The sequence below is a fragment of the Nocardia sp. NPDC003269 genome (assembly GCF_042888005.1).
Classification (GTDB): domain Bacteria; phylum Actinomycetota; class Actinomycetes; order Mycobacteriales; family Mycobacteriaceae; genus Nocardia.
On sequence record NZ_JBIAPA010000003.1, the window covers coordinates 636,360 to 659,353 of the forward strand.

General features: G+C 68.9%; 18 protein-coding genes. 5 read left to right on the forward strand and 13 right to left on the reverse strand.

The window, feature by feature from the left end:
• Positions 1-215: 215 nt before the first annotated feature.
• Genes ACFYWJ_RS22880 through ACFYWJ_RS22890 form a run of 3 tightly spaced genes read right to left on the reverse strand, consistent with a single transcriptional unit; the run spans position 216 to position 4,290 of the window.
• Positions 216-2,156 carry an acetoacetate--CoA ligase gene (locus ACFYWJ_RS22880; RefSeq protein ID WP_355271914.1) on the reverse strand — a complete coding sequence of 647 codons (1,941 nt, stop codon included), beginning with the start codon at positions 2,154-2,156 and terminating at the stop codon, positions 216-218.
• Positions 2,153-2,899, reverse strand: a complete 747-nt coding sequence (locus tag ACFYWJ_RS22885) for a 3-hydroxybutyrate dehydrogenase (RefSeq protein ID WP_355271913.1) — start codon at positions 2,897-2,899, stop codon at positions 2,153-2,155. Before ACFYWJ_RS22885 ends, ACFYWJ_RS22880 begins: the two co-directional genes overlap by 4 nt.
• Positions 2,896-4,290 carry an MFS transporter gene (locus tag ACFYWJ_RS22890; RefSeq protein WP_355271911.1) on the reverse strand — a complete coding sequence of 465 codons (1,395 nt, stop codon included), beginning with the start codon at positions 4,288-4,290 and terminating at the stop codon, positions 2,896-2,898. Before ACFYWJ_RS22890 ends, ACFYWJ_RS22885 begins: the two co-directional genes overlap by 4 nt.
• Before the next feature lie 135 nt (positions 4,291-4,425).
• On the opposite strand from ACFYWJ_RS22890, the gene ACFYWJ_RS22895 reads away from it, so the two are divergent.
• On the forward strand, positions 4,426-5,370 hold the full coding sequence (locus tag ACFYWJ_RS22895) for a LysR family transcriptional regulator (protein WP_355271909.1): 945 nt from the start codon (positions 4,426-4,428) through the stop codon (positions 5,368-5,370).
• Here the strand turns inward: ACFYWJ_RS22895 and ACFYWJ_RS22900 are convergent.
• Complete coding sequence (locus ACFYWJ_RS22900; RefSeq protein ID WP_355271908.1) at positions 5,340-6,695, reverse strand: TerD family protein; 1,356 nt, start codon at positions 6,693-6,695, stop codon at positions 5,340-5,342. The two genes, ACFYWJ_RS22895 and ACFYWJ_RS22900, sit on opposite strands and share 31 nt — an antisense overlap.
• A 215-nt stretch (positions 6,696-6,910) precedes the next feature.
• On the opposite strand from ACFYWJ_RS22900, the gene ACFYWJ_RS22905 reads away from it, so the two are divergent.
• The gene (locus ACFYWJ_RS22905) at positions 6,911-7,783 is read left to right on the forward strand and encodes a glucosyl-3-phosphoglycerate synthase (protein WP_355271906.1); all 873 of its coding nucleotides are present in this window, start codon (positions 6,911-6,913) and stop codon (positions 7,781-7,783) included.
• Between the two features lie 54 nt (positions 7,784-7,837).
• On the opposite strand, the gene ACFYWJ_RS22910 is transcribed toward ACFYWJ_RS22905, so the two are convergent.
• From ACFYWJ_RS22910 to ACFYWJ_RS22935, 6 genes are all read right to left on the reverse strand, one after another.
• The gene (locus ACFYWJ_RS22910) at positions 7,838-9,706 is read right to left on the reverse strand and encodes an ATP-binding cassette domain-containing protein (RefSeq protein WP_355271904.1); all 1,869 of its coding nucleotides are present in this window, start codon (positions 9,704-9,706) and stop codon (positions 7,838-7,840) included.
• Between the two features lie 11 nt (positions 9,707-9,717).
• Entirely contained in the window at positions 9,718-10,887 is a 1,170-nt protein-coding gene (locus ACFYWJ_RS22915) for a 3-oxoacyl-[acyl-carrier-protein] synthase III C-terminal domain-containing protein (protein ID WP_355271902.1), read from the reverse strand.
• Between the two features lie 48 nt (positions 10,888-10,935).
• Complete coding sequence (locus ACFYWJ_RS22920) at positions 10,936-12,402, reverse strand: fatty acid desaturase (protein WP_355271901.1); 1,467 nt, start codon at positions 12,400-12,402, stop codon at positions 10,936-10,938.
• Between the two features lie 251 nt (positions 12,403-12,653).
• The gene (locus tag ACFYWJ_RS22925; RefSeq protein ID WP_355271900.1) at positions 12,654-13,466 is read right to left on the reverse strand and encodes an LppX_LprAFG lipoprotein; all 813 of its coding nucleotides are present in this window, start codon (positions 13,464-13,466) and stop codon (positions 12,654-12,656) included.
• Positions 13,467-13,922: 456 nt separating this feature from the next.
• Positions 13,923-15,149: a cytochrome P450 gene (locus ACFYWJ_RS22930; RefSeq protein ID WP_355271898.1), complete on the reverse strand. Its 1,227-nt coding sequence runs from the start codon at positions 15,147-15,149 to the stop codon at positions 13,923-13,925.
• Positions 15,150-15,247: 98 nt separating this feature from the next.
• Positions 15,248-16,501 carry a cytochrome P450 gene (locus ACFYWJ_RS22935; protein WP_387161945.1) on the reverse strand — a complete coding sequence of 418 codons (1,254 nt, stop codon included), beginning with the start codon at positions 16,499-16,501 and terminating at the stop codon, positions 15,248-15,250.
• A 269-nt stretch (positions 16,502-16,770) separates the two neighbouring features.
• Here ACFYWJ_RS22935 and ACFYWJ_RS22940 point away from each other — a divergent pair, with 269 nt between their 5' ends.
• Positions 16,771-17,148 carry an amphi-Trp domain-containing protein gene (locus tag ACFYWJ_RS22940; RefSeq protein WP_355271897.1) on the forward strand — a complete coding sequence of 126 codons (378 nt, stop codon included), beginning with the start codon at positions 16,771-16,773 and terminating at the stop codon, positions 17,146-17,148.
• 42 nt (positions 17,149-17,190) lie between these two features.
• On the opposite strand, the gene ACFYWJ_RS22945 is transcribed toward ACFYWJ_RS22940, so the two are convergent.
• The 3 genes from ACFYWJ_RS22945 to ACFYWJ_RS22955 all read right to left on the reverse strand — a co-directional run bounded on the left by ACFYWJ_RS22945 (position 17,191) and on the right by ACFYWJ_RS22955 (position 19,468).
• Entirely contained in the window at positions 17,191-18,012 is an 822-nt protein-coding gene (locus ACFYWJ_RS22945) for a class II glutamine amidotransferase (protein WP_355271895.1), read from the reverse strand.
• Positions 18,013-18,050: 38 nt separating this feature from the next.
• Positions 18,051-18,881: an SAM-dependent methyltransferase gene (locus tag ACFYWJ_RS22950; RefSeq protein WP_355271893.1), complete on the reverse strand. Its 831-nt coding sequence runs from the start codon at positions 18,879-18,881 to the stop codon at positions 18,051-18,053.
• Between the two features lie 92 nt (positions 18,882-18,973).
• Positions 18,974-19,468 (reverse strand): glutathione peroxidase, encoded by a 495-nt coding sequence (locus ACFYWJ_RS22955; RefSeq protein WP_355271891.1) that lies wholly within the window; start codon positions 19,466-19,468, stop codon positions 18,974-18,976.
• 162 nt (positions 19,469-19,630) lie between these two features.
• Here ACFYWJ_RS22955 and ACFYWJ_RS22960 point away from each other — a divergent pair, with 162 nt between their 5' ends.
• Both ACFYWJ_RS22960 and ACFYWJ_RS22965 read left to right on the forward strand, forming a co-directional pair.
• Positions 19,631-21,121: an FAD-dependent oxidoreductase gene (locus ACFYWJ_RS22960; protein WP_355271889.1), complete on the forward strand. Its 1,491-nt coding sequence runs from the start codon at positions 19,631-19,633 to the stop codon at positions 21,119-21,121.
• Positions 21,122-21,290: 169 nt separating this feature from the next.
• Positions 21,291-22,865: a GMC family oxidoreductase N-terminal domain-containing protein gene (locus tag ACFYWJ_RS22965; protein ID WP_355271888.1), complete on the forward strand. Its 1,575-nt coding sequence runs from the start codon at positions 21,291-21,293 to the stop codon at positions 22,863-22,865.
• Positions 22,866-22,994: the final 129 nt, after the last annotated feature.

A 22,994-nucleotide genomic window follows, 5' to 3' on the forward strand; every position in this document is an offset into this window, starting at 1 on the left:
GACCGACCGTCACGCGCCTGCCGTCCTGTCCTCGCTGGTCCAGCCCCACACCATTGCGGTCGGCGCCAGCTACCCGCACGTTACGTCCCGCCTCGCCACCGTGCCCCGGAGGGCCGTGGCGCGCACCCTCGGACCAGGCCTGATCCGACGCGCCGGTAGTTCGCGCGGGCTCCCGCCGATCGTCGCACGGATCGGCGGCGAGCCCGCCACCGGGCTCAGCGGCGGATCTGGGCGTACCAGTCGAGGAGGGCCGGGTGGTCGACGGTGCTCGGGTCCAGGACCTGCGCGGGATCAGCCCCCTGCAGGATGCGTTTGACGGGGACCTCCAGCTTCTTGCCGGTCCTGGTGCGCGGGACGCCCGGGGCGGCGATGATGTCGTCGGGGACGTGCCGGGGCGAGACGTCGGTCCGAATGATGCCGGCGATGCGGGTCCGCAACGCGTCGGAGAGGACCGCACCGTGCGGGAGCACGACGAACAGGGGCATCCAGTAGCCGCCGTCGGGTTGTTCGGCACCGATGACCAGGGAGTCGACGATCTCGGGCAGCCGCTCGACGGCCTGGTAGATGTCGGCACTGCCCATCCGGATACCGTGCCGGTTCAGGGTGGAATCCGAGCGGCCGTGCACGACGACACTGTCGCGCCCCGTCACGGTGATCCAGTCACCGTGCCGCCAGACACCGGGATAGGTGTCGAAATACGCGGCGCGGTACCGGGATCCGTCGGGATCGTTCCAGAACCGGATCGGCATCGACGGCATCGGCGCGGTGACGACGAGCTCACCGACGGCGTCGCGCACGGATCGGCCCGCCCCGTCCCACGCCGCCAGTGCGACACCGAGGTAGGGGGCCGACAGCTCGCCCGGCCACACCGGCACCGTGCGGACACCACCGGCGAAGGCCGACACGATGTCGGTGCCCCCGCTGATCGAGGACACCGGAACGTGGTCGCCCACGGTGTCCCGCAACCACAGCGACGACGACGCGGGCAGTGCCGAACCGGTGACGCCGACGAGCCGCAACGCGGACAGGTCGTGGTCGCGCCGCGGAACCGACTCCGCCTTCGCGCACGCCAGGACATACCCGGGACTGGTCCCGAGCACGGTGGCCTGGACCCGAGCGGCGATGGCCCACAGCGCATCCGGTGCGGGCGCGGTCGGGCTGCCCGAATAGCAGACGATGGTCGCGCCGACCAGCAGGCCGGCGACCTGGTAGTTCCACATCATCCAGCTCGGGCTGGTGTACCAGAAGAAGGTGTCGTCGCGGCCGAGATCGGACTGCAGCGCCAGCGCTTTGAGATGTTCGAGCAGCACCCCGCCGTGCCCGTGCACGATGCCTTTGGGCAGCCCCGTGGTACCGGAGGAGTACAGCACCCACAGGGGGTGGTCGAAGGCGACCTGCTCGGTGGCAGGCACCCCGTCCGCCGCGGTCACCGCTTCCCAGTCGAGCGCACCGTCGACCGTGCCACCGAGCCGCGACACCAGCACGGTCGCCCGCAGACCCGGCAGCGCGGCACGCAGTGCCGAGATCTCCGCGAGTTTGCGATGTTCCTTGCCGCCGAAGCGGTATCCGTCGCAGGTCACCAGCACCGCCGGGTCGAGCTGCCCCAGCCGGTCCAGGGCCGCCGTCGCCGTGTAGTCCTGTCCGCACGCACTCCATATCGCGCCGATGCTCGCGGTCGCGAGGAACGCGATCACCGCCTCGGCGATGTTCGGCAGGTAGCCGACTACTCGGTCACCGGGCCCCACGCCGAGCTCGCGTAGAGTAGCCGCGAATCCGGCTGTCCGGCGGAGCATCTCGGCCCACGACAGCTCGGTCACCGCACCGGTCTCGTCGACCGAGACGATCGCGGGCCGATCCGTGCGCGCCTGCCGGACCACCTGGTCGACGTAGTTCACCCGGGTGCCCGGAAACCACTGCGCCCCGGGCATTCCGGCGTCGGCCAGGACGTCCGTCGACCGCTCCCCCAGCTCGAAGTAGTCCCAGATCGCGCCCCAGAACCCCGCCAGGTCGTCGACCGACCACTGCCACAGGGACCGATAGTCCGCGACCTCGACCCGGTGCCGGGCGGCCACGAAGCGCGCGAAGTCGGTGATCCGCGCCTGTTCGACATCCAGATCGCCCGGCACCCACTGCGGCGCCACCGTCACACTCGTCATCGCGCGCTCCACCCGCCGTCCATCACATACGACGAGCCGGTGACCATGCCCGCGTGATCGGAGGCCAGCCAGCCGACCAGCGCCGCCACCTCCTCGGGCTCGATCAGCCGCTTGATCGCGCTCTCGGTGAGCAGCACCTTCTCCACCACCTCCCGCTCGGGGATACCGTGCGCCACGGCCTGTTCCGCGATCTGCTTGTCCACCAGCGGTGTTCGCACATAGCCGGGGTTCACGCAATTGCTGGTGACGCCGTGCGGGCCGCCCTCGAGGGCGGTCACCTTCGACAGTCCTTCCAGCGCGTGCTTGGCCGTCACATAGGCCACCTTGAACGGCGAGGCGCGCAGGCCGTGCACCGAGGACACATTGATCACGCGGCCGAAACCCTGGGCGTACATGTGCGGCAGCGCGGCCCGGATCAGCAGGAACGGCGCCTCCACCATGAGCGTCTGGATCAGCCGGAACCGGGCGGGCGGGAAGTCCTCGAGCGGGCTGACGGTCTGCACGCCCGCGTTGTTGACCAGGATGTCCACCGACAGCGACAGTTCCGCGAGCGCGTCGACGTCGAGCAGATCGACCGCCCAGGCGTGGCCTCCGATCTCGGCGGCCACGGTCTTGGCACCCAGCTCGTTCACGTCGGCGACGGTCACCTCGGCGCCGCGCGCGGCCAGCTCGTGCGCGCACGCCGCGCCGATCCCGCCCGCCGCGCCGGTGACCAGGGCCTTGCGTCCGATCAGGTCGCTCATGCCGGAACGACCTTGGTCGGCACCGGCGCGGGCGCGGTCACCGTCTCGGCGGCATCCGCGATGTCGAGCGACTCCAGGTCGATGCCCTTGGTCTCCCTGGCGCACAGCACCGCGATCACCGTGATCGCCGCCGCCACCGCCAGGTACACCGCGATCGGGACCGACGAGCCGTAGGAATCGAGCAGCTTGACCGCGATGATCGGCGCGAGCGAGCCCGCCACGATCGAGGTGACCTGATAGCCCAGGGACACACCGGAATAGCGCATCCGGGTCGGGAACATCTCCGCCATGATGGCGGGCTGACCGGCGTACATGAGGCCGTGGAAGACCAGGCCGATGATGATCGCGGACAGGATCAGCAGGCTGTGGCCGGAGTCCATCAGCGGGAATGCGAAGAAGCCCCACGTCGCGGCGGCGAGGGCGCCGACCAGATACACGGGCCGACGGCCGAACCGGTCACCGAGGTGGCCCGCCAGCGGGATCACCATGATGTGCACGGCGTGCGCGGCCAGCAACCACCACAGGATCGTCGTGGTGTCGGCGTGCACGTGCACCTTCAGGTAGGTGATCGAGAAGGTGACCACCAGGTAGTACATGATGTTCTCGCCGAAGCGCAGCCCCATGGCGGTGAACACGCCGCGCGGGTACCGGCGCAGCACCTCGAACACACTGAACGAGGTGGCCTTGGCGTGCTCCATCTGCCGCTGCGCCTCGACGAAGATCGGGGCGTCGGTGACCTTGGTGCGCACGTAGTAGCCGACCAGCACGACCACCGCCGACAGCCAGAAGGCCACGCGCCAGCCCCAGCTCAGGAAGGCGGCATCGGACAGCGTCGAGGTCAGTACGAGCAGCACGACCGTCGCGAGCAGATTGCCCGCGGGCACACCGGCCTGCGGCCAGCTCGACCAGAACGCCCGGCTGCGGCTGGGGCTGTGTTCGGCCACCAGCAGGACCGCGCCACCCCATTCCCCGCCGATCGCGAAGCCCTGGATGAAGCGCAGGGTCACCAGCAGCGCCGGTGCCCAGTAGCCGATCTGGGTGAAGGTGGGCAGACAGCCCATCAGGAAGGTCGCGCCGCCGACCAGGACCAGGCTCAGCTGCAGCAGCTGCTTGCGGCCGTAGCGGTCACCGAAGTAGCCGAAGACGATGCCGCCGAGCGGGCGCGCGGCGAAGCCGACCGCGTAGGTGACGAAGGCGGCCAGGATCGCGTCCAGATCACTGGTGCCCTTGGCGAAGAACACCTTGCTGAAGACGAGGGTGGCGGCGGTGCCGTAGAGGAAGAATTCGTACCATTCGACGACGGTGCCTGCCATCGAGGCGGCTACCACTCGGCGCAGACCGCTCGGGGCGCGGTCCTCACCGGCCACCGGGGTCGCATTGCGGACGCTCATCACTGCTCCTTGGTGATCGAGACCACCTCACGCCAGGAATGTGATGTGGCCCACTAGCAATGCGAAGAGTATTCGTGCAGATCGAATCCGGTCGCAATGGCCAAGTTCGCACCCGTAATCTGCGAAGATGCAGAAATGAGCGCGACCTCGTCTGATCCGGGTCGGCGTCCGAGCGCCGATGACCTGCTGGTTCTGCTGGCGGTCGGCCGATCGGGCCGCTATGTCACCGCCGCCGAGGAACTCGGCATCAACCACACGACGATCTCGCGGCGGATCGCGGCGCTCGAGCGCGCGGTCGGCGGCCGGGTGCTGACCCGGGTCACCGGCGGGTGGGAACTGACCGAGCTCGGGCGCGCGGCGCTGGCCGCCGCGGAGACCATCGAGACCGCGGTGCGCTCACTGGGCACGGCGGACGGGGAGCGGGAACTCGAAGGGGTGGTGCGGCTCTCGGCCACCGACGGATTCAGCGCCTATCTCGCCGCACCTGCCGCCGCGCGGGTGCAGCGCACGCATCCGAGGGTGGCGGTCGACATCGTCGCCACCACCCGGCGCGCGTCCACCCAGCGCAGCGGACTCGACATCGAGGTGGTGGTCGGGCAGCCCCAGGTCCATCGTGCCGAGGCGATCCGGCTGGGCGACTACAGCCTCGGTCTCTACGCCGCGCGCGACTACCTCGCCGAGCACGGCACCCCGGCCGCCGTCGCGGACCTGCGCCACTATCCGCTGGTCTACTTCATCGAGTCGATCCTGCAGGTCGACGATCTCGACCTGGCCACCGATTTCGCGCCCGACATGCGCCGATCCGTCTCGTCCACCAACGTTTTCGTGCACGTCGAGGCCACCAGGGCCGCGGCCGGGATCGGCCTGCTGCCGTGCTTCATGGCCGACCGGCACGACGATCTCGTCCGGGTGCTCGGAGCGCAGGTGCGGGTGCAGCTCACCTACTGGCTCGTCATCCGCTCCGAAACGCTGCGGCGGCCCGAAGTGGCCGCCGTCGTGGACGCGCTGCGCGCCACCGTCGAGGAACGGCGCGCGGAGCTGCTCGGCGCTCAGCGTGGGTCGGGGCAGCGGCCCGCGTAGTGGGTGAGGCCGAGGCCGTTGCTGCTCTTGCTGCGCCCGACCGGGCCGTTCTTGGCCGACCGCAGCCAGGTGCCCCTGGTGTCGAGGACGGGCATCCGTTCGCTGAACGCGCGGCTGTAGCGGGTGGTGCCGTCGACGGTGAGGATGCCGTCGCGGACATCGATGTGGGCGACGGTGGCCCAGAACGAGTTCTTGCCGTTGCCGATGACGACGGTGATCTGATCGGCGTCGGGGCCGGGCAGCCCGTCGCGACCGGGACGGCCGTAGCGGACGCGCACGCGTGGCTTGCCGAAGGTGTCGATCGCGCCGGCGCCGTTGTCGACGGATTGGTACACGTTGAGCAGCAGGTCGCCGTTCTCGGTGGGCCGCACGATGACCTGCTCGGTGGCGGGCAGGTTCTTCGCGCCGGGACCGCGGCTGTCGCCCTGGTGGTGGATGAACGGCCACACGGCCAGGTCGCCCTGGTGGCCCTTCTCGCCGCTGATCACGACGTAGTCGCCGGTGATCTCGTTGCGGCAGAAGAAGTACACGTCGAGGTCGCCCGTGCCGAACTTCGTCACGCGGCCGTTCGCGTCGTACTGCGCACCGCGGCCGTCCCATTCGAGGCCGACGGTGAGGACGTAGCCCGGGTCGCCCTTGCGCAGATCGATGCTGGCGCGCCGATCGGGCGAGTCCTTGGTGAGCACTACGTCGACCTTGCGGAGGTCGATCGCCGGAGGGCTCGGCGGCGCCGGACGCGTTGGCGGTGCAGCGGGCTTCGCCAGCGCAGCGGCGGGCTGGACGAGCTGGGCCGGTGCGACGGCCTCGGCCGGTTCCTCGTCGTCCACCACGATCCCGTGCTCGGTCGCGAACGCCGCCAACCCGGCGCTGTACCCCTGCCCGATCGCGTCGAGGCGCCACCCGCTCCCCCGCCGATACAGCGCCACCGCTTGCAGCACCGTCTCCGAATCCAGCCCCGGCGGAACGAAATTCAGCGCCTGCCCGGTTCCGGCGACCGCCACTCGCAGCCCACTGACCTCCCCGAACCGCAGGCCCTGCGCCTCGGTGCTCGCGGCGATCACCACCCGCTCGATCTCGGGCGGGACGGCGGCGAGATCCACCGACACCACGGCATCGGATTCCAGGCGCACGCCGGGCGCCGACGGATTGTTGAAGAACACGAAATCGGCGTCGGAGCGGACCCGGCCTGCCGCGGTCACCAGCACGGCCGACACGTCGACCGCGCCGGGCGGACCGTCCAGATCGATGCGCACCGTGTAGCGCCCGTCGACCAGATCGGTCTTGGACCCCTTGGACACCTCGACCATCGTCGCGCTTCCCGTCATGACGCCGCCCTCCACCGGTCGTTGCCCTCGTCGCTACCCGCGATCAGCCCACGGTACCCGGGTCACGGCCGCGGGGGCCGGGCATCACGCGAGCCCGCGCAGCGGGTGCCCGGACTGTCGGTGCCGATAGCGGGCCACCCGGACCGTTGGCGTCGTTCACAGGATTCAGCCGGATCGGTGGCGCCCGCGGGGACCGGTGTCGTTCACTGGTCGCCATGGACGTCCGTGCGCTGATCGACCGCAAGCTGGGTCGCCGGGTCTCGGTGGTGGTGCCCGCGCTCGACGACGAGGACACCGTCGCCGGGGTGATCGCCGCCGTCCGGCCCTGGCTCGGCGGGCTGGTCGACGAACTGCTCGTCATCGACGCCGGCTCGACCGATCGCACCATCGCGCGGGCCCGCGCGGCGGGCGCCGCGGTGTACACCCGGGAGGAGGCGCTGCCGGGCGTGGCGCCGCGGCCGGGCAAGGGCGAGGTGCTGTGGCGGTCGCTGGCGGTGAGCACCGGCGATCTACTCGTCTTCCTCGACGGCGATCTGGTCGAGCCGGACCCGGATTTCGTCCCGACGCTGGTCGCCCCGCTGCTCGACGATCCGGGGCTCGCGCTGGTGAAGGGCTTCTACCGGCGGCCGCTGCCGAGCGGGGATGCCGACGGCGGCGGGCGGGTGACCCAGCTCGTCGCCCGCCCGCTGCTCACCGCGCTCGCTCCCGCCCTGGCCGAGATCGTGCAGCCGCTGGGCGGCGAATACGCCGCCACCCGAACGTTTCTCGGCGGCATCTCCGTCGCCGGCGGCTACGGCGCGGAAATCGGGATCCTCATCGACTGCTGGCAGCGGCACGGTCTATCGGCGATCGCCCAGGTCGATCTGGGTGTCCGGCGGCACCGCAACCGGCCGACGCACGAACTGGCGGTGATGAGCAGGCAGGTCGTGGCGACGCTGCTCGACCGCCTCGGCATCCGGGACTCCGGGATCGGCCTCGTGCAGTTCCTGCCCGGCGAATCGGGTTGGCAGCGGATGCCGTCCGAGGTCAGTCTCGCCGACCGGCCCCCGATGACACAGCTGATCGCGACCCAGCGCGAGACCGCCTGACACGACGAACGCCGGCCCGGCCCCAGAGACCGAACCGGCGTCCGCCGCACCGGATTACACCGCGACCAGACCGAAGTCCAGCTTCACCAACTGGTCGGCGCAGTCGAAGTAGCGGTCGTCGTGGGTGATCACGATGACCGTCTTGCCGCGCCGCTTCAGATCGGTGAGGATCTCCCGATAGAAGACCTCGCGGAAGCGCGGCTCCTGATCGGCGGCCCATTCGTCGAAGACGTAGATCTGCCGATCCTCGAGCAGCGCGGTGAGCAGCGCCAGCCGCTTACGCTGCCCCTGCGACAGATCCACGGTCGACAGGCGCCCGTCCCGCACACTCACCTTGTGCGCGATCTGCAACTCCTCGAGGTACCGCTGGACTTCGGCGTCGATACCGGGACGGTCGAAGCCCAGGTAGTCCTCGAACAGATGGAAATCGGTGAACACCGCCGACGAATTCTGCCGGTACCACTCGATGTTGTCGTGGTCGATCCTCTCCCCGTTGAGCGACAACGACCCCGAGCGTGGCACGTACAGACCGGTGATCAGCTTGGCCAGCGTCGACTTCCCGCTGCCGTTGCCACCGACGATGAACGTGATCTGCCCCGGTTCGAAAACCAGGTCGATCGGACCGAGCCGGAAGCCGGCGTCCTCGGACTCGTCGAGTCCGGGCGGCGGTGCCAGCGGGCGCACATCGGTGCCACCGTGGTCGATCCAGTTCTTACCGTTGACATCCGGCTGCGCGCCACCCGGATGCGCACCGGGATGCGCGGGATGCGGCCCGTGCCCCGGCCTGCCGTTGCCGTTGCCGTTGCGCGGTGGCATGCCCGGACGCGGCGGATGTGCACCCCGCTCGGGCGGACCACCCGGTCCGGCCGGATGCGCGCCGGGCGGCGGCGGCACGAGCGACGGAGCCTCGGCGCGGTACACATAGCTGACATTCGTCAGTTCCAGCTTGGCCTCCCCTGCCACTGGACGCTCGGTGTACGGCAGGAGATCCTCGTTGTGCAGGGTCTCCATCGACAGGTTCATCGCCCGGATCTTGGCCAACGCGACATCACCGCGCAGCAGGTCCGGGATGCGGTGCATGAAGTTCTGCATCGGCATCGCCAGGAACGTGGTGACCAGCACGTAGCCGACCATCGTGTCCCGCGGCAGATCCAGGGCCGCCGCGATGACGAACAGGATCAGCGCCATCGTCGCCAGCTGCAGCGCCTGGCCGAAACCCTGCGCGTAGGAGAACTTCGAGCCCGCGTCGGTGTTCTGATCGCGCAGCGTGCCCGCGGAACCGAGCAGATGCCGATCCATGAAGTCCCGGCGCCGGCCACGGTGCAGCTTGAGTTCCTTGATGCCGAGGGTGACGGCCTGGAACGAACGCAGCAGCGCGTCCTCGTTCTCGCGGGCCTCGCGGTAGATCCCGCGCACCCGCTTGAGCACCAGCTCGACACACGCGATGCCGACCAGCGTGCCCGCCACCGTCACCGCGAAGATCGGACCCGACACGATGAACAGGAACACGAAGCAGCCGATGATGGTCGCCACGTCGACGCAGATCGACGGGATGGCGGTCACCGCCTGCGACAGCGATCGCACGTCCTCGGTGAGCGTCGCCATCAGGCGGTGCATACCGAGCCGTTCCAGATGCTCGAGCGGCGCGGAGACGATGCCCGAGCTCAGGTCGCTGCGCAACCGGAAGATCGCGTCCTGCGACAACCGGATCAGCAGTACCTGCGACGCCACCCCACTGACCAGGATCACCAGAGCGGTCAGCCCGAACCGCAGCAGCAGCTGATCAGGCTGCGGCTTCGGCGAGACGACCGCGTTGATCAGGGTCACCAGGTAGGTGTTGGCCACACCGCAGATCAGGCCCGCGGCCACCACGGCGGCGATCCTGGCCGGCGAGAGCGCGGCGAGAAAACGGAGTAGATGCATGACGTGCGCTCTCAGCTGCGGATGACATCGAACACGATGCCCTCGAGGGTGACTCCGGGCGCGAACGAGAACGCCACCCCGGTGGAAATCGGTGCCGCCGAACGCGCGTCGCGGATCATCCGCTCCAGCACGAAGATCAGCGAGACACTCAGCATGTTGCCGTGCTCGGCGAGCACCGCCCAGCTCGGCGCCGCCGCCTCGGCCGGGATCCCCAGCGAGCGCGCCGACTCCTCGATGATGCGGGGACCACCGGGGTGGATCGCCCACAGCTCGATATCGTCCTTGCCCAGGCCGTTGCGCGCGAGCACCTCGGTCACCACCGGATCCACCCCGCGGTAGATGTAATCGGGCAGGCTGGTCGCCAGCTCGCAGGTGATGCCCGCGTCCTTCACACCGAGCACGATGCCGTCCTCCGCGTCGTCGAACAGGTGGCTGAAGCTGTCGCGGATGACAATGCTGCCCGGAGCCAGCGGCTGGTGCACTTGGTTGGCGCCGATCACCACCGCGCCGCACCCGTCACCGAAGAGGCTGTGGGTGATGACGTCGTTGACGTCGTCGTCGAACACCGCGTTCACCGAGCTCAGCTCGATGCACAGCACCATCGCCTTCTTGTCCGGGTGCGCCCGGACGTAGTCGGTGGCGGCGCGGATGCCGTTCATCGCGGCGGCGCAGCCCATGAAGTTGACGACCATCCGGCCCACGGTCGGCGACAGCCCCAGCTGCTTGACCACCGCGACGTCGACGCCGGGAGCGATGAAGCCGGTGCTGGTCACGAAGATCAGCTGGCCGATGTCGTCGGCCGGATTCTCCAGACCGGCGACGGCGCGACGGGCCACGTCGACCGCGAGCGGCGCCGCGAGCTCGAAGAACAGGTTCATCCGCTCCCGGATGGTGCCGGGGCGACGGCTGAACTCGAGGAACTCCGGGTCGAGCGGGTCGATCGCCAGGTGCCGGGTGTCGATCCGGGTCTTCTGGTAGATCCGCGGAATACGCTGCCGCTGCGCGGGATCGGAGAACAGCTCGGCGACCCGGCCCGCGTTCACGGTCTGGTCGACCACGGGTTCGGGCGATCCGGTGGCGACCGCTTCGATCACGCCGACGGTGGTCGGCGGGGCGGGCGGTAGCAGGTCGTGCCCGCGCTCGACGTCGGCCGTGCGGAGCAGATCAAAGGAAACAGACACGGGCACAAATCCTTTCGAAACAGAAATGAACGTGGCAGCGGAGTCGGCTCAGACGGTTCCGATGCCGGTGAAGCCCTGCACCGTGTAGGTCACACAGGTCTTCAGCGCTGTCGGTGCGCAGTGTTCGCGCACGAATCCCCACCGGTTCTCCTCGGCGTCACGCGAGGGCGCGAGCAGGTAGGTCCGGCACAGCTTGGGGAAACGATCTCCGAAGAAACTCTTCGCGGGCAGCCACTCCACGCCGAACTTCGCGGCCTCCTCGCGCACCACGTCCTCGGTGGCGATATTGGCGAAACCGCTGCGCTGGAACGGAAGCACGTGGTGCACCCGGTGCGAGCTCAGACCGGCGGAGAGGAAGCAGTCGACGTACTTGTTGCCGACGACGGTCAGGTCGTAGGCCTGCTCGAGCTGGTTGACCGCCCAGTCCTCGGTCTCGGTGTGCAGTTCCTCGGTCGGCACCTCGAAGTCGTGGCTGGCGACCACCATGAAGGTGCTGATCCACAGCGTGATCACGAATTGCAGTGCCCAGGCCCAGAAGTCGCCCGCCAGGGTGAAGACCACGACCTCGGCCACCAGCAGGAAGCGCACACCGAACGATCCGATGAAGTGCGGCAGCGCACCGCCCCAGGTGCCGTACATGTCCTTGATGCCCACCTTGCGGGTGAGCCGGCAGACATCGAGCAGGCGAATGATCATGCCCGTCAACAGATGTCCGAACTTGTGCACGGTGTGCACTGGCACCCGGTACAGGCGCGGCACCTGCATCATCATCGTGAAGACGTTCTTCTTGATGTCGACTTCACTCTGCGTGTGCGGGTGATGCAGCAGGGCGTGGCCGTCGGCGGTGACGAAAGACAGTGCGACATAGTTCATGTCGAACGCGTTCACCGCGTACTTGTTGAGCCCCTTCTGCGCCCGGTGGATGGCGTAGTGCCCGAACCCGGCCAGGGAGCTGCGCAGCAGCACCATCGCGATCACGAAGACCGGCAACGGCATCCAGCTGGTGTCCCACAGGCGCAGGCCCTGCACGGCGAAGTACAGGAAGATCAGCACCGCGACGACGACGTCGAAGGTCCGGTCCATCCGCTTCAGGCGGGCCGCCAGCTCGGGCTCCTTGATCCGGGCCTTGATCTGATGCAGGAGGTCGTTCTTGTTGTCGAACTTGTACTTCGGGGTGTCGTCCCAGCTGTTGAAGCCTTCCTTGAACAGGAAGTCGGGCGCGTTGTTCTTCGGGTGGATGTCTTCCGGAGTGGCATCGCGACCGAGGCTGTAACGCTCGATCATCCGCGCGATTTTTTCCGGATCACGGTGGTAGGAACCGATGATCGAGGTGATGTCGCGGTTCTTCGTCCGGCCGATGAAGAATTCACCGCCTGGATGCTTGGAGATCCAGTCACTCAGGTCGTAGGCTCTGCCGTTATAGACCCACACGTTGTTGACGGGAGGCCGACCCCCAGGGCCGGGCGGTGGCGGGAGCTCGCGCTCCTCTTCATCAGGTCGATCATCGATCGTCATTTGTTCTTCCTCCGTGTCGATCGGCGTTCGATGCGTGCTGCCTGCCGACCAGCGTCCCGACAGGTATAGTCCTTGTGGCGCCTTGCATCTCGCTGAACATTCTCTTATTGGTGCCGCGTCCACGGCCCGAAGCTCTGGTCATCGCAGGCGACACCCAGACGACACACCGGCCCGGGGCCGCGGACGGCACTGCGTGCCAGGCTCCGCAATCCCCGGACCGGTGTGTCGTGATCCGGTTCGGTCGGCTCGGATCAGCCGGCCGGCTTGACGATGTTGACCGGCTTGGCCCAGTTGGACAGGCCGACGGTGACCTCGCCCTGGTCCTTCTTCACCACGGCGCGAACGAGATTCGGGCCCTCACCGGTGGACGCGGCGTCCGACGGCTTGGTCGAATCCGAGGCGGGCGGCGCGGTGTCCTGGATCCACAGGGTGATCGGCATGGTGCCGGCGTTCTCGCCGACGCGGGGCACGATCGGGTCGATCACGGCGGCGTCGATGGTGCCGGTGACCTTGACGGTGTTGATGCCGTCGATGACCTCGCGGCCCTCGGTCTTCGGGTTCTGGACGTTGGCGATCACGTTCGCGATGCCCTTGTCCTTGTCCAGGATGACGCCCGGATCGTAGACCTTCTCCGCCGGGCCCGCGGGCACGTAGCGGCCGCCGGCCTGGGTGTAGAGAACCTTGTCCACCACGAGGAACTTCGACTCGGTGAAGTCGGCCTCCGGCTTGAGCTTGACCTTCGCCTCGCCCATCGCGGCGCCGGAACCCTGGGTCTCGTTGGTGACGTCGGCCGAGACCGTCTCCACGGGCAGGTTCGGCAGGTTCTTCACGTTGATCTTCAGGTGCACGGTGTGCAGGGTCTGCGTGGTCTTCGCCGACTCCTTCACGATCTGCGCGCCGTCGGGCAGCTGACCGGTCGGCGGCGCCGCGGTGGTGGTGGCGTCGTCCTTGGTGCAGCCGGTCACGAGCGCGGCGCAGAGAGCGGCGGCCGCGACGATCGAGGTGATGCCGGAGCGCCGCGCGAAGCGGCTCCGGGGGGTGGGGTTCGGTGTGGTGTCGATCAAGTTTCATCCCCTGGAGATGTCGTGTCTGGCGTTGGTGAGGCAGCCGAAGCTGCCGGTGCCTGCGACATACTAAGCAGACCATCGGACATCTCGCGCTCCCCCGACGGCGATAGTACCCGAGGTTCGCAGATTGCGACTTGCAAGCGCGCACTGAGGTTTTCGATTGCGTTCAGTGGGGTTGACTCGACCGTTTTCGCAGGTCAGACGACCACGCGGGCCCCTCCTCCCAAGAAGCTCTGTGGTCCGGCGGGAGAAGTTCTCAGTGGGGACGGTTCCCCAACCTAATGCGTTAATGCGCATATATACGTACCAATATGGTTGCGCGAGAGGCGGGCCTTGCGACGAAGCCCCGTGTGCGCCTGCGCAGACCAGGCGGTAGACGAACGTCACCGGGGCTGGTCAGCGCAGCGCGACTTCACGAACTCGGCGGGCGGCGCCGAGGCGGCAGGGCCTCCCCTATTCGGCGTCCAGGTACACCGGAACGCTGGTGTGCCCGTTGGAGATGAAGCTCTGCACCGGTGTGAGTTCGGCCGGGCTCGTAGCCAGTCGCATCCGCGGGAACCGGTCGAACAGCGCGGGCAGGGCGACGGCCGCTTCCAAGCGGGCCAGCGAGGCGCCGATGCAGTGGTGTGCCCCGTGGCCGAAGGCGAGGTGCTGCTCGCGGGTGGCGCGGGTGGGGTCGAACGTGGCGGTGTCGGCGCCGTGGATCTTCGGGTCGCGGCTCGCGGCGGCGTAGGAAGCGAGGATGGCCTCGCCCTTGGCGATCCGGTGCCCGCCCTCGATCTCGATGTCCTCCACCGCGTACCGCAGCGGCAGGTGCGCCACCGGCGCCTGGAAACGCAGCGTCTCCTCCACCACGTCCGCCCACGACACCTCGCCCGCGGCGACGGCGGCCCGCTGCTCGGGATGGCCGAGCAGGGCGACGATCGCCTGGTCGAGCAGATTGACCGTGGTCTCGTGCCCGGCGTTGATGACCAGCATCAGGGTGTCGACGAGTTCCTTCTCCGACAGCGGGGAGTCGTTGTCCTCGTCGCGGGTGGAGATCAGCACGCTGGTGACGTCGTCGCCGGGCTGCGCGCGCCGGTAGGCCACGAGTTCGCTGACCAACCGGTACATCTCGAGGTAGTTGGCCTGCGCCTGTTCGGCGGTGAACGAGCCGTCGAAGAAGCCGTCGACGCACTTGTGCAGCGCGGGACCCAGTTCCTCCGGCACACCGAGGAGTTCGGTGATGACCCGGATCGGCACCGGGTAGGCGAAGCCGGTACGCAGGTCGACCGGTTCACCGGCCGGGGTGGCGGCCAGCGCGTCGAGCAGGCCCTCGGTGATCTCGGCGATGCGCGGACGCAGCGCGGTGCTGCGGCGATGACTGAACGCCGGGGACACCAGCCGGCGTAGCCTGCGATGATCGGCGCCGTAGGCGGTGAACATGTTGTCCACGGCGACCCACGGCAGCAGCGGCCAGGCCTCGGTGATCTCGCCGTTGATGAACGCCATCCAGTGCTGTCGTGGATCTTTCGACACCCGGGGGTCGGCGAGCAGGCCGCGGAGCACGGCCTGATCGGTGACCGACCAGGCGGGCACGCCGCCGGGGAGTTCGACCAGCGCCACCGGCCCGCGCTGCTGAATGCGTGCCGACTCCCCTTGGATGTCGGCACCGGTCGAATCCAGCACGATCGGTTCCATGATGTTCTCCTCCATACCAGGGACCTCGGCCCGTGATCGATAGTGCCGCAGCCGGTTTCGGCCACGTGGTGGGCAAACTTACCCCGCGGCCGGGCCGCTCATGGGACGAACAGCGGCGCCGAGGGCGGGAAGCTGATCGGTAGCGCGGTCATCGCCCGGTGGAACGGCCCCGGCCGCCAGGCGATCTCGTCCGCGGGCACGGCCAGGGTCAGGTCCGGCAGCGCGTCGAGCAGTTGGTCGAGCGCGTCCTGCGCGATCTGATAGGCCACCGAACGCGCCGGGCAGGCGTGTGGGCCCGCGCCCCAGGCGAGGTGCGACCGATTGCCGTTGCGGTCGCCCTGGGCGATCGCGGGGTCGTTGTTGCAGGCCGACAAGCTGATCACCACCGGCTCGTTGGCCGGCAACCACACGTCGTCGACCATGACCGGCTGCCGCGGATAGGTGGTGCAGAAGTTCGCCATCGGCGGGTCGAGGAACAACACCTCGTCGAGGGCGTCGCGGGTGGACAGGCTGCCCGCGATCACGCCGCCGCCGAAACGAGAGTCGGTGAGGATGAGCAGCAGGGCGTTGCTGATGAGGTTCTGCATCGGCTCGATGCCGGCGCCGTAGAAGCTGATCAGGTTGTAGAGCATCTCCTCGTCGTCGAGACCGGCGGCGTGGTGCGCCAGCCGCGAGGTCAGATCGTCGCCAGGGGCCGCGCGGCGCAGGGTGATCAGCTCCATCAGCGCCGCGGACAGGTACTCCATGCCCCAGGCGGCGTTGACGGTGTCGAACAGCGCGGCCATCCCGGTGGCGACCCGCCGCCCCAGCTCCGGGGTGCAGCCGACGATCTGGTTGAGCGTTTCGAAGACCAGCGGAAAAGCGTACTGCGTCAGCACATCCGCGGAACCTGCGCCGCAGAACGTGTTGATCAGCGGGATCGCGACCTGTTCCACGATGGTGTGCAGGGAATGGTGGTCGATGTAGTCGATCGCGGTGACGTAGGCCTGCCGGTAGCGGGCATGCACCGGGCCGGAGTTCCGCAGCGCGTTCGGATACCACTGCATCATCGGCCGCACCGGGCAGTCCTCCGAGATGCTGTCCTGCCACACCCGCGGATCCGCCGGAAAGTTGTCGGGGTCGTGCAGGATGCGCACCGCGGTCCGGTAGCCGAGCACCAGATTGGCCGGGACGCCCGGGGACAGCTCGATCGGCGCTATCGCCCCGTATCGCTCCCGCATGGCGCGGTAGTTCCCGTGCGGATCCGCGGCGAAATCCGGCTCGTAGACGCGCCCGTGGACCGGGCAGCCGGCTCCCCCACCGGACAACGGCGACGACTGCGGCGCGGGCCGGCCTCGATGGACGTCCTCCACAGCTGGTGCTCCTTCCCGAGCGGACGGCAGGGTCGGACGGCACGGCGAACTCCGCTGGCGCACAACCGCCGTCGACACAACGCCCCGACGATGCCACGCCCCGCACGACGCCCGGATCGGCGTGACATACCGGTGAGTAGTCGCCCGCGAGCTGTACGGCATCCGACGTGCCGTACCGACGGCGGCGAAAACGGATGATCGGCAATTCCCGACATTCCGGCTACGGTGTAGTTATCCAATTCACCGAGACCCGACATCTTGGAGTCAGCATGCCGAAGTTGGAGATCAAGAGAAAGTCCGTACTGTCTCGGAAAGAGGCCTCCGAGCGACTGATCGCGATAGGCAAGGCACTGGCAGGCGAATCGGAGGTGGAATTCGGTTCGGAGGGCGATTCGATCGAGGTCGAGGTCGCCGACCGGGTCAGGTGGGAATTCGAGATCGAGGTCGACGGCACCGAGACCGAGATCGAAATCGAAATAAAATGGCGGGACGACCCGGGCGAATCAGCGGCAGCTACTCCCCCGCGACCCAAGGCTGCCGCGGCACCGGCCAAGACCACGACACCGGCGAAGACCACGGCGCGGAAGGCCGCGACACCGGCCAAGGCCACGCGCCGCACGCGGGCCAGGAAACATCCCGCCGGCTAGCCCACCACGGTTGGCGCCCGCGGCGCTGAATCTCGGGTGGGCTCAGCCGGGTGCGATCGGCGCGAAGGAACGGATCGAGTCGGCACCGGCACCCACCACCCCGGCCGAGGATTCCGGCACTTCGTTCCACGCGCCCGACAGGTCGCCCAGCGGCTCCGAGACCACGAATCGGGTCTCGGAGCCGAGTTCGCGCAATATCTCCACCTCGGGGTGCAGTGCCCGCAATGCGGCGATCCCGGTCGAGAAGAACAGCGACCGCGATTCCCGCTCGCTCGAATAGCGGAAAATCCACAGGAATTGTCCGTCGGTGGTCGCGACGGTCATCTGTACCGGGTGTTCGACTCCGTACGCGTGCCCGACGTCCTCGACGAAACCCACCGCGCGGGCGACGGCACCGAAGGGGTCGTCCACGAGCCCGAGCGTCAACGCGAGAAAGAACAGGGTTTCGCTGTCGGTCGAGCCCTCGATATCGGCGAACAGCCCCGGTTCGACGGCGGCCAGCAGGTCACGCCGGGTCTCGTGGAAGCCGCGCAGGGCGCCGTTGTGCACCCACAACCAGCGCCCGTGCCGGAACGGATGACAATTGCTGCGCTGCACCGGCGTCCCGGTCGAGGCGCGAACATGCGCCAGCATCATCGGCGTGCGCACCTGACCGGCGATCTCGCGCAGATTTCGATCGTTCCAGGCGGGTTCGATGCTCTTGTACACCGCCGGTTCGGTGCCGAGGCCGTACCAGCCGAGGCCGAAACCGTCGCCGTTGGTGGTGGTCGCGCCCATGCGGGAATGCAGGCTCTGGTCGATCAGGGAGTGTTCAGGGCGGAACAGCAGATCCTCGGCGAGGATCGGCTCACCCGAGTACGCCATCCACCGGCACACGAGTCCATTCAACCAGAAACGACGGCCTACCGCTTCCGGCCGACACCGCCGACGATGCAGTGGCGGACGGCGTTCAGCGGCGTCAGGTGGGGCCCGTCGGGCCACCAGTCGTCGCAGCGGACGAGGCCCGGTTCGACCATCTCCAGGTCGCCGAACATGGCCTGGATCTCGTCTCTGGTGCGGAAGCGGCCGCTGCCCATCGGGCTGTGGATGAATTTCTCTTCCATCTTGCGGGCCAGTTCGCTGTATTCGGGTGTCTGCGGATCGTGGAAGTGGGCGATCGCGACGAACGAGCCCGCAGGCAGGGCATCGATGTAGGTCTGCATCAACGCGGGGCCGTCCTCCCCCAGGTAGTGATGCAGGGTGCCGATGTGGAACAGCGCCAGCGGGCGGGTGAAGTCGAGCGCGCCCCGGATCGTCTGGTTGCCGAGCACCTCGAGCGGGCGGAAGATGTCGGCCTCGGCGATGCGGGTACGACTGTTGCTGGCCAGCAGCGCCTGACCGTGCACGAGCACCGACGGATCGTTGTCGACGTAGACCACCCGCGACTGCGGGTTGACCCGCTGGACGACCTGATGGGTGTTCTCCGCGGTGGGCAGGCCGGACCCGAGATCGAGGAACTGATCGATCCCGGCCCTGGCCAGGAACCGGCACGCGCGGATCAGGAAATCGCGGTTGGCCCAGGCCAAATCGTTGACCTGCGGCGCGACGGTGCGGACCTGTTCCAGCACCGCGCGGTCCACGTCGTAGTTGTCCTTGCCGTTGAGCGCGGCGTCGTAGACGCGCGCGATGCTGGCGCGGGTGGTGTCCACCCCGACCGGAACGGCGCTGGGGTAGGCGGCAGAGCTGTGCGACATCGGGAGCCTCCGGGCATCGGACCGACTGTACGAATTCAGCCTAGAGCATCGGTTCCGTTGGCGGGGAAGCTATCCCGGGTGCGAGCCCAGGATCAGAGCTGGGCCTCGATCGCGGCGACGACCTCGCCCGCGTCCGGGGTGACGGTCGGGCGGAAGCGGCCTGCGACCGTGCCGTCCCGGCCGATCAGGAACTTCTCGAAGTTCCACTGGATGTCGCCCGCGCTGCCGTCGGCGGCGGGGGTCTCGACCAGGGCGGTGTAGAGCGGGTGCCGGTCGTCGCCGTTCACCTCGGTCTTGGCCAGCAGCGGGAAGTCGACGCCGTAGGTCACCGAGCAGAATTCCTGGATCTCCTCGGCGGTGCCGGGCTCCTGACCCATGAACTGGTTGCACGGCACGCCGACCACGGTGAAGCCACGCTCGCCGTAGGTCTTCTGCAGTTCCACCAGGCCGGTGTACTGCGGGGTCAGCCCACACTTGGAGGCCACGTTGACCAGCAGGACCGCCCGGTCGCCCGCCAGCTCACCCAGCGTGGTGTCGGCCCCGGTCAGGGTCTGCACCGCAATGTCTCGAATGTTCGCGCTCACCACAACACCACCAGATCTCGTCTACGTCGGTTCGATCGCCACCGTACCGGAGCCCGATCGGGGCGCAACCGTCCCGCTGGGCGGGAGCTTTTGTAACACGTTCTTGTTTTGTCGCGCGGTTGGCGGCACCATTTCGGTACGTACCCCGAGCAGCGGAGGAAGCCCGTGACCGAACAGCCCTATCGGATCGACACAGTCCGCCCGCTGCGCGCGAACGCCGTGGAGCACTGGGATTTCGAGGCCGACGTGGTGGTGGCCGGTTTCGGCATCGCGGGCGTCTGCGCGGCGATCGAGGCCGCCAGGGCGGGCGCGAAGGTCCTCATCCTGGAACGGACCGGCGGCTGGGGCGGCGCGGCGGCGCTGGCGGGCGGTTTCGTCTACCTCGGTGGCGGCACGCCGCTGCAGCAGGCGCTCGGCTTCGACGACACCCCGGAGAACATGGCCGCCTTCCTCAAGGCGGCGCTCGGCCCCGGCGTCGACGAGGCCAAGATCGACGACTACTGCGCGGGCAGCGTGGAGCACTACAACTGGCTCGTCGACTGCGGCGTGCCGTTCAAGGAGTCGTTCTGGGGCGAGCCCGGCTGGGAGCCGCCGCACGACGAGGGCCTGATGTACTCCGGCGGCGAGAACTCCGCGCCGTTCCTCGACATCGCCAAGCCCGCTCCGCGCGGGCACGTGCCGGAGCTGGCCGACAAGAAGATCGGCGAGCGCAGCGGCGGCTACATGCTGATGAAGCCGCTGGCCGACACCGTGGCCGCGCTCGATATCGACGTCGAGTACGACACCCGCATCCGCAGGCTGATCGTCGACGACGACGATCGCGTCGTCGGCATCCTGGCCACGAACTACGGCAAGCCGATCACGGTGCGGGCCGCCCGCGGTGTCGTCCTGGCGACCGGCAGCTTCGCCTACGACACCGAGATGATCGACCGCTACACCCCGCGGCTCAGCGGCAGGCCCGGCGCGGCGATCGAGGAGCACGACGGCATCGGCATCCGGCTGGCCCAGGCGCTGGGCGCCGAACTGGCGCACATGGACGCCAGCGAGGTCGCCATCTTCGGCGATCCGCAGATGATGGCGCGCGGCATCCTCGTCAACGGGCGCGGCCAGCGCTACGTCACCGAGGACACCTACCCCGGCCGGATCGGGCAGGCGACCCTGCTGCAGAACGACAACCAGGCCTTCCTCGTGATCGACGAGGCCTCGCTCGAGGAAGCGCTCGCGACCGAGTCCGCGACCCCGTTCTTCCGGTTCCCGCCCAAGTGGGTCGCCGAGACGGTGGCCGAGCTCGAAGCGGACATGGGGCTGCCGGAGCAGACGCTGCAGACCACGATCGCCACCTACAACCGCCACGCCGAGAACGGCAACGACCCGCTGCTGGGCAAGAAGCCCGAATGGGTGCGCCCGATCTCGACGCCGCTGGCCGGTTTCGATCTGCGTGGTTTCACCGCCGGATTCACCCTCGGCGGGCTGCGCACCGACCTCGACTCGCGGGTGCTGCACGTCAGCGGTGAGCCGATTCCCGGACTCTTCGCGGCGGGTCGTTGCACGTCAGGGCTGTGCGCGTACGGTTATGTCAGCGGTGCTTCGCTCGGTGACGGCAGCTTCTACGGCCGTCGCGCCGGTCAGGCCGCGGCAGCGGCCGGCACGGACTGAGACAGGCGGCACCCACCGGGCCGCCACTGTCAGTACGCTGCATGCAGCGCCGCCGCCGGACGACGAGTCCGGCTGCGCTCGCGGGCTTTTCGGGCCCGCGAGCGGGCGCGTCCAGTTGGCTACGACAGATGCAGTGCAGGATCGGAGTTGGACAGTGCAAGCAGGTGGGATGTCCGCGGATTACGTGATCGTCGGCTCGGGGTCGGCGGGGGCGGTGCTCGCGAATCGGCTCAGCGCCGACCCGGGCACCACGGTCGTGCTGCTGGAGGCCGGTCCGGCCGACGACGACAAGTTCGCCCATATCCCGGCGGCGTTCTCGAAGCTGTTCCGCACCGAGCGTGACTGGGACTACCTGACCGAGCCGCAGCCCGGCCTCGGCGACCGGCAGATCTACTGGCCGCGGGGCAAGACCTTCGGCGGCTCGTCGTCGATGAACGCGATGATGTGGGTGCGCGGGTTCCGCGCCGACTACGAGGAGTGGGGGCTCCTCGCCGGCGAGAAGTGGAACTTCGCGGCGGCGGTCGAGCAGTTCCGCAAGATCGAGAACGTCCAGGACGCGCAGTACCCGGACGAGGGGTCGCGCGGCCCGCTGCACGTGCAGCGTCAGCGCAGCCCGCGCGCCTCGACGCACGCCTTCCTCGAGGCCGCGCGCCAGGCGGGCCACGAGCTCGAGTCGCCGAACCGGCCCGCGCCGCAGGGCTTCTCCCAGACGATGGTGACCCAGCGCGACGGCAGGCGCTGGAGCACCGCCGACGCGTACCTGCGCCCGGCGATGAAGCGGGCCAACCTGACCGTGCGCGCCGAGGCGCTGGCCACCCGGGTGCTGTTCGACGGCACCAAGGCCACCGGGGTGGAGTACCTGCACGACGGGCAGACCCACACCGTGACCGCGAATCGCGAGGTCATCCTGTGTGGTGGCGCGGTGAACAGCCCGCAGCTGCTGCAGCTCTCCGGCATCGGCGACCAGGAGGAACTGAAGAAGTTCGACATCGAGGTCGTCGCGCACTCCCCCGAGGTCGGCGCCAACCTGCAGGACCACCTGATCGCGGCGCTGGGCTACAGCGTCGACGGCGATTCGCTGTTCGCGGCGGAGAAGCCGCTCGAGCTGATCAACTACCTGGTCCGGCATCGCGGCATGCTCACCTCCAATGTCGGTGAGGCGTACGGCTTCGTGCGCAGCGAGCCCGATCTCGAGCACCCCGACCTGGAGCTGATCTACGCGCCCGCGCCGTTCTACCACGAGGGTCTGGTCGAGCCGACCGAGCACGGTGTCGTCGTCGGCGCGATCCTGCTGCGCCCGCGCAGCCGGGGCCGGATCGGTCTCGCGTCGGCCGATCCGACGGCCAAGCCGGTGATCGACCCGCGGTATCTGTCCGATCCCGACGGCGCCGACCGCGCCGCGCTGACCGCGGGCCTGCGGGTGTGCGCGAGCCTGGTCGAGCAGCCCGCGCTCAAGAGCGCGCTGGGCGCGCTGATCTACCCGCCGGAGGCGCCGGACGAGCTCGAGGCGGCCATGGCGCTGACCATCGAGCAGTTCTCGCACACCCTGTACCACCCGGTAGGCACCTGCCGGATGGGCACCGACGCGGCCAGCGTCGTCACCCCGGACCTGAAGGTGCGTGGTGTGGAGGGACTGCGTGTCGCCGACGCGTCGGTGATGCCGTTGATCATCCGCGGGCACACCAACGCCCCGGCCGTCTTCATCGGTGAGCAGGCGGCGGACTTCATCCTGGCCGAGTCCTGACCCGCCGTGGGGGGGGGGGGGGGCGGGGGCGCCCCCCCCCCCCCCCCGGGGGGGCCCCCCCCCCCCCCCCCCCCGCCCCCCCCCCCGCCCGCGCCCGCCCCCCCCCCCGGGGGGGGGGGGGGGGGGCCC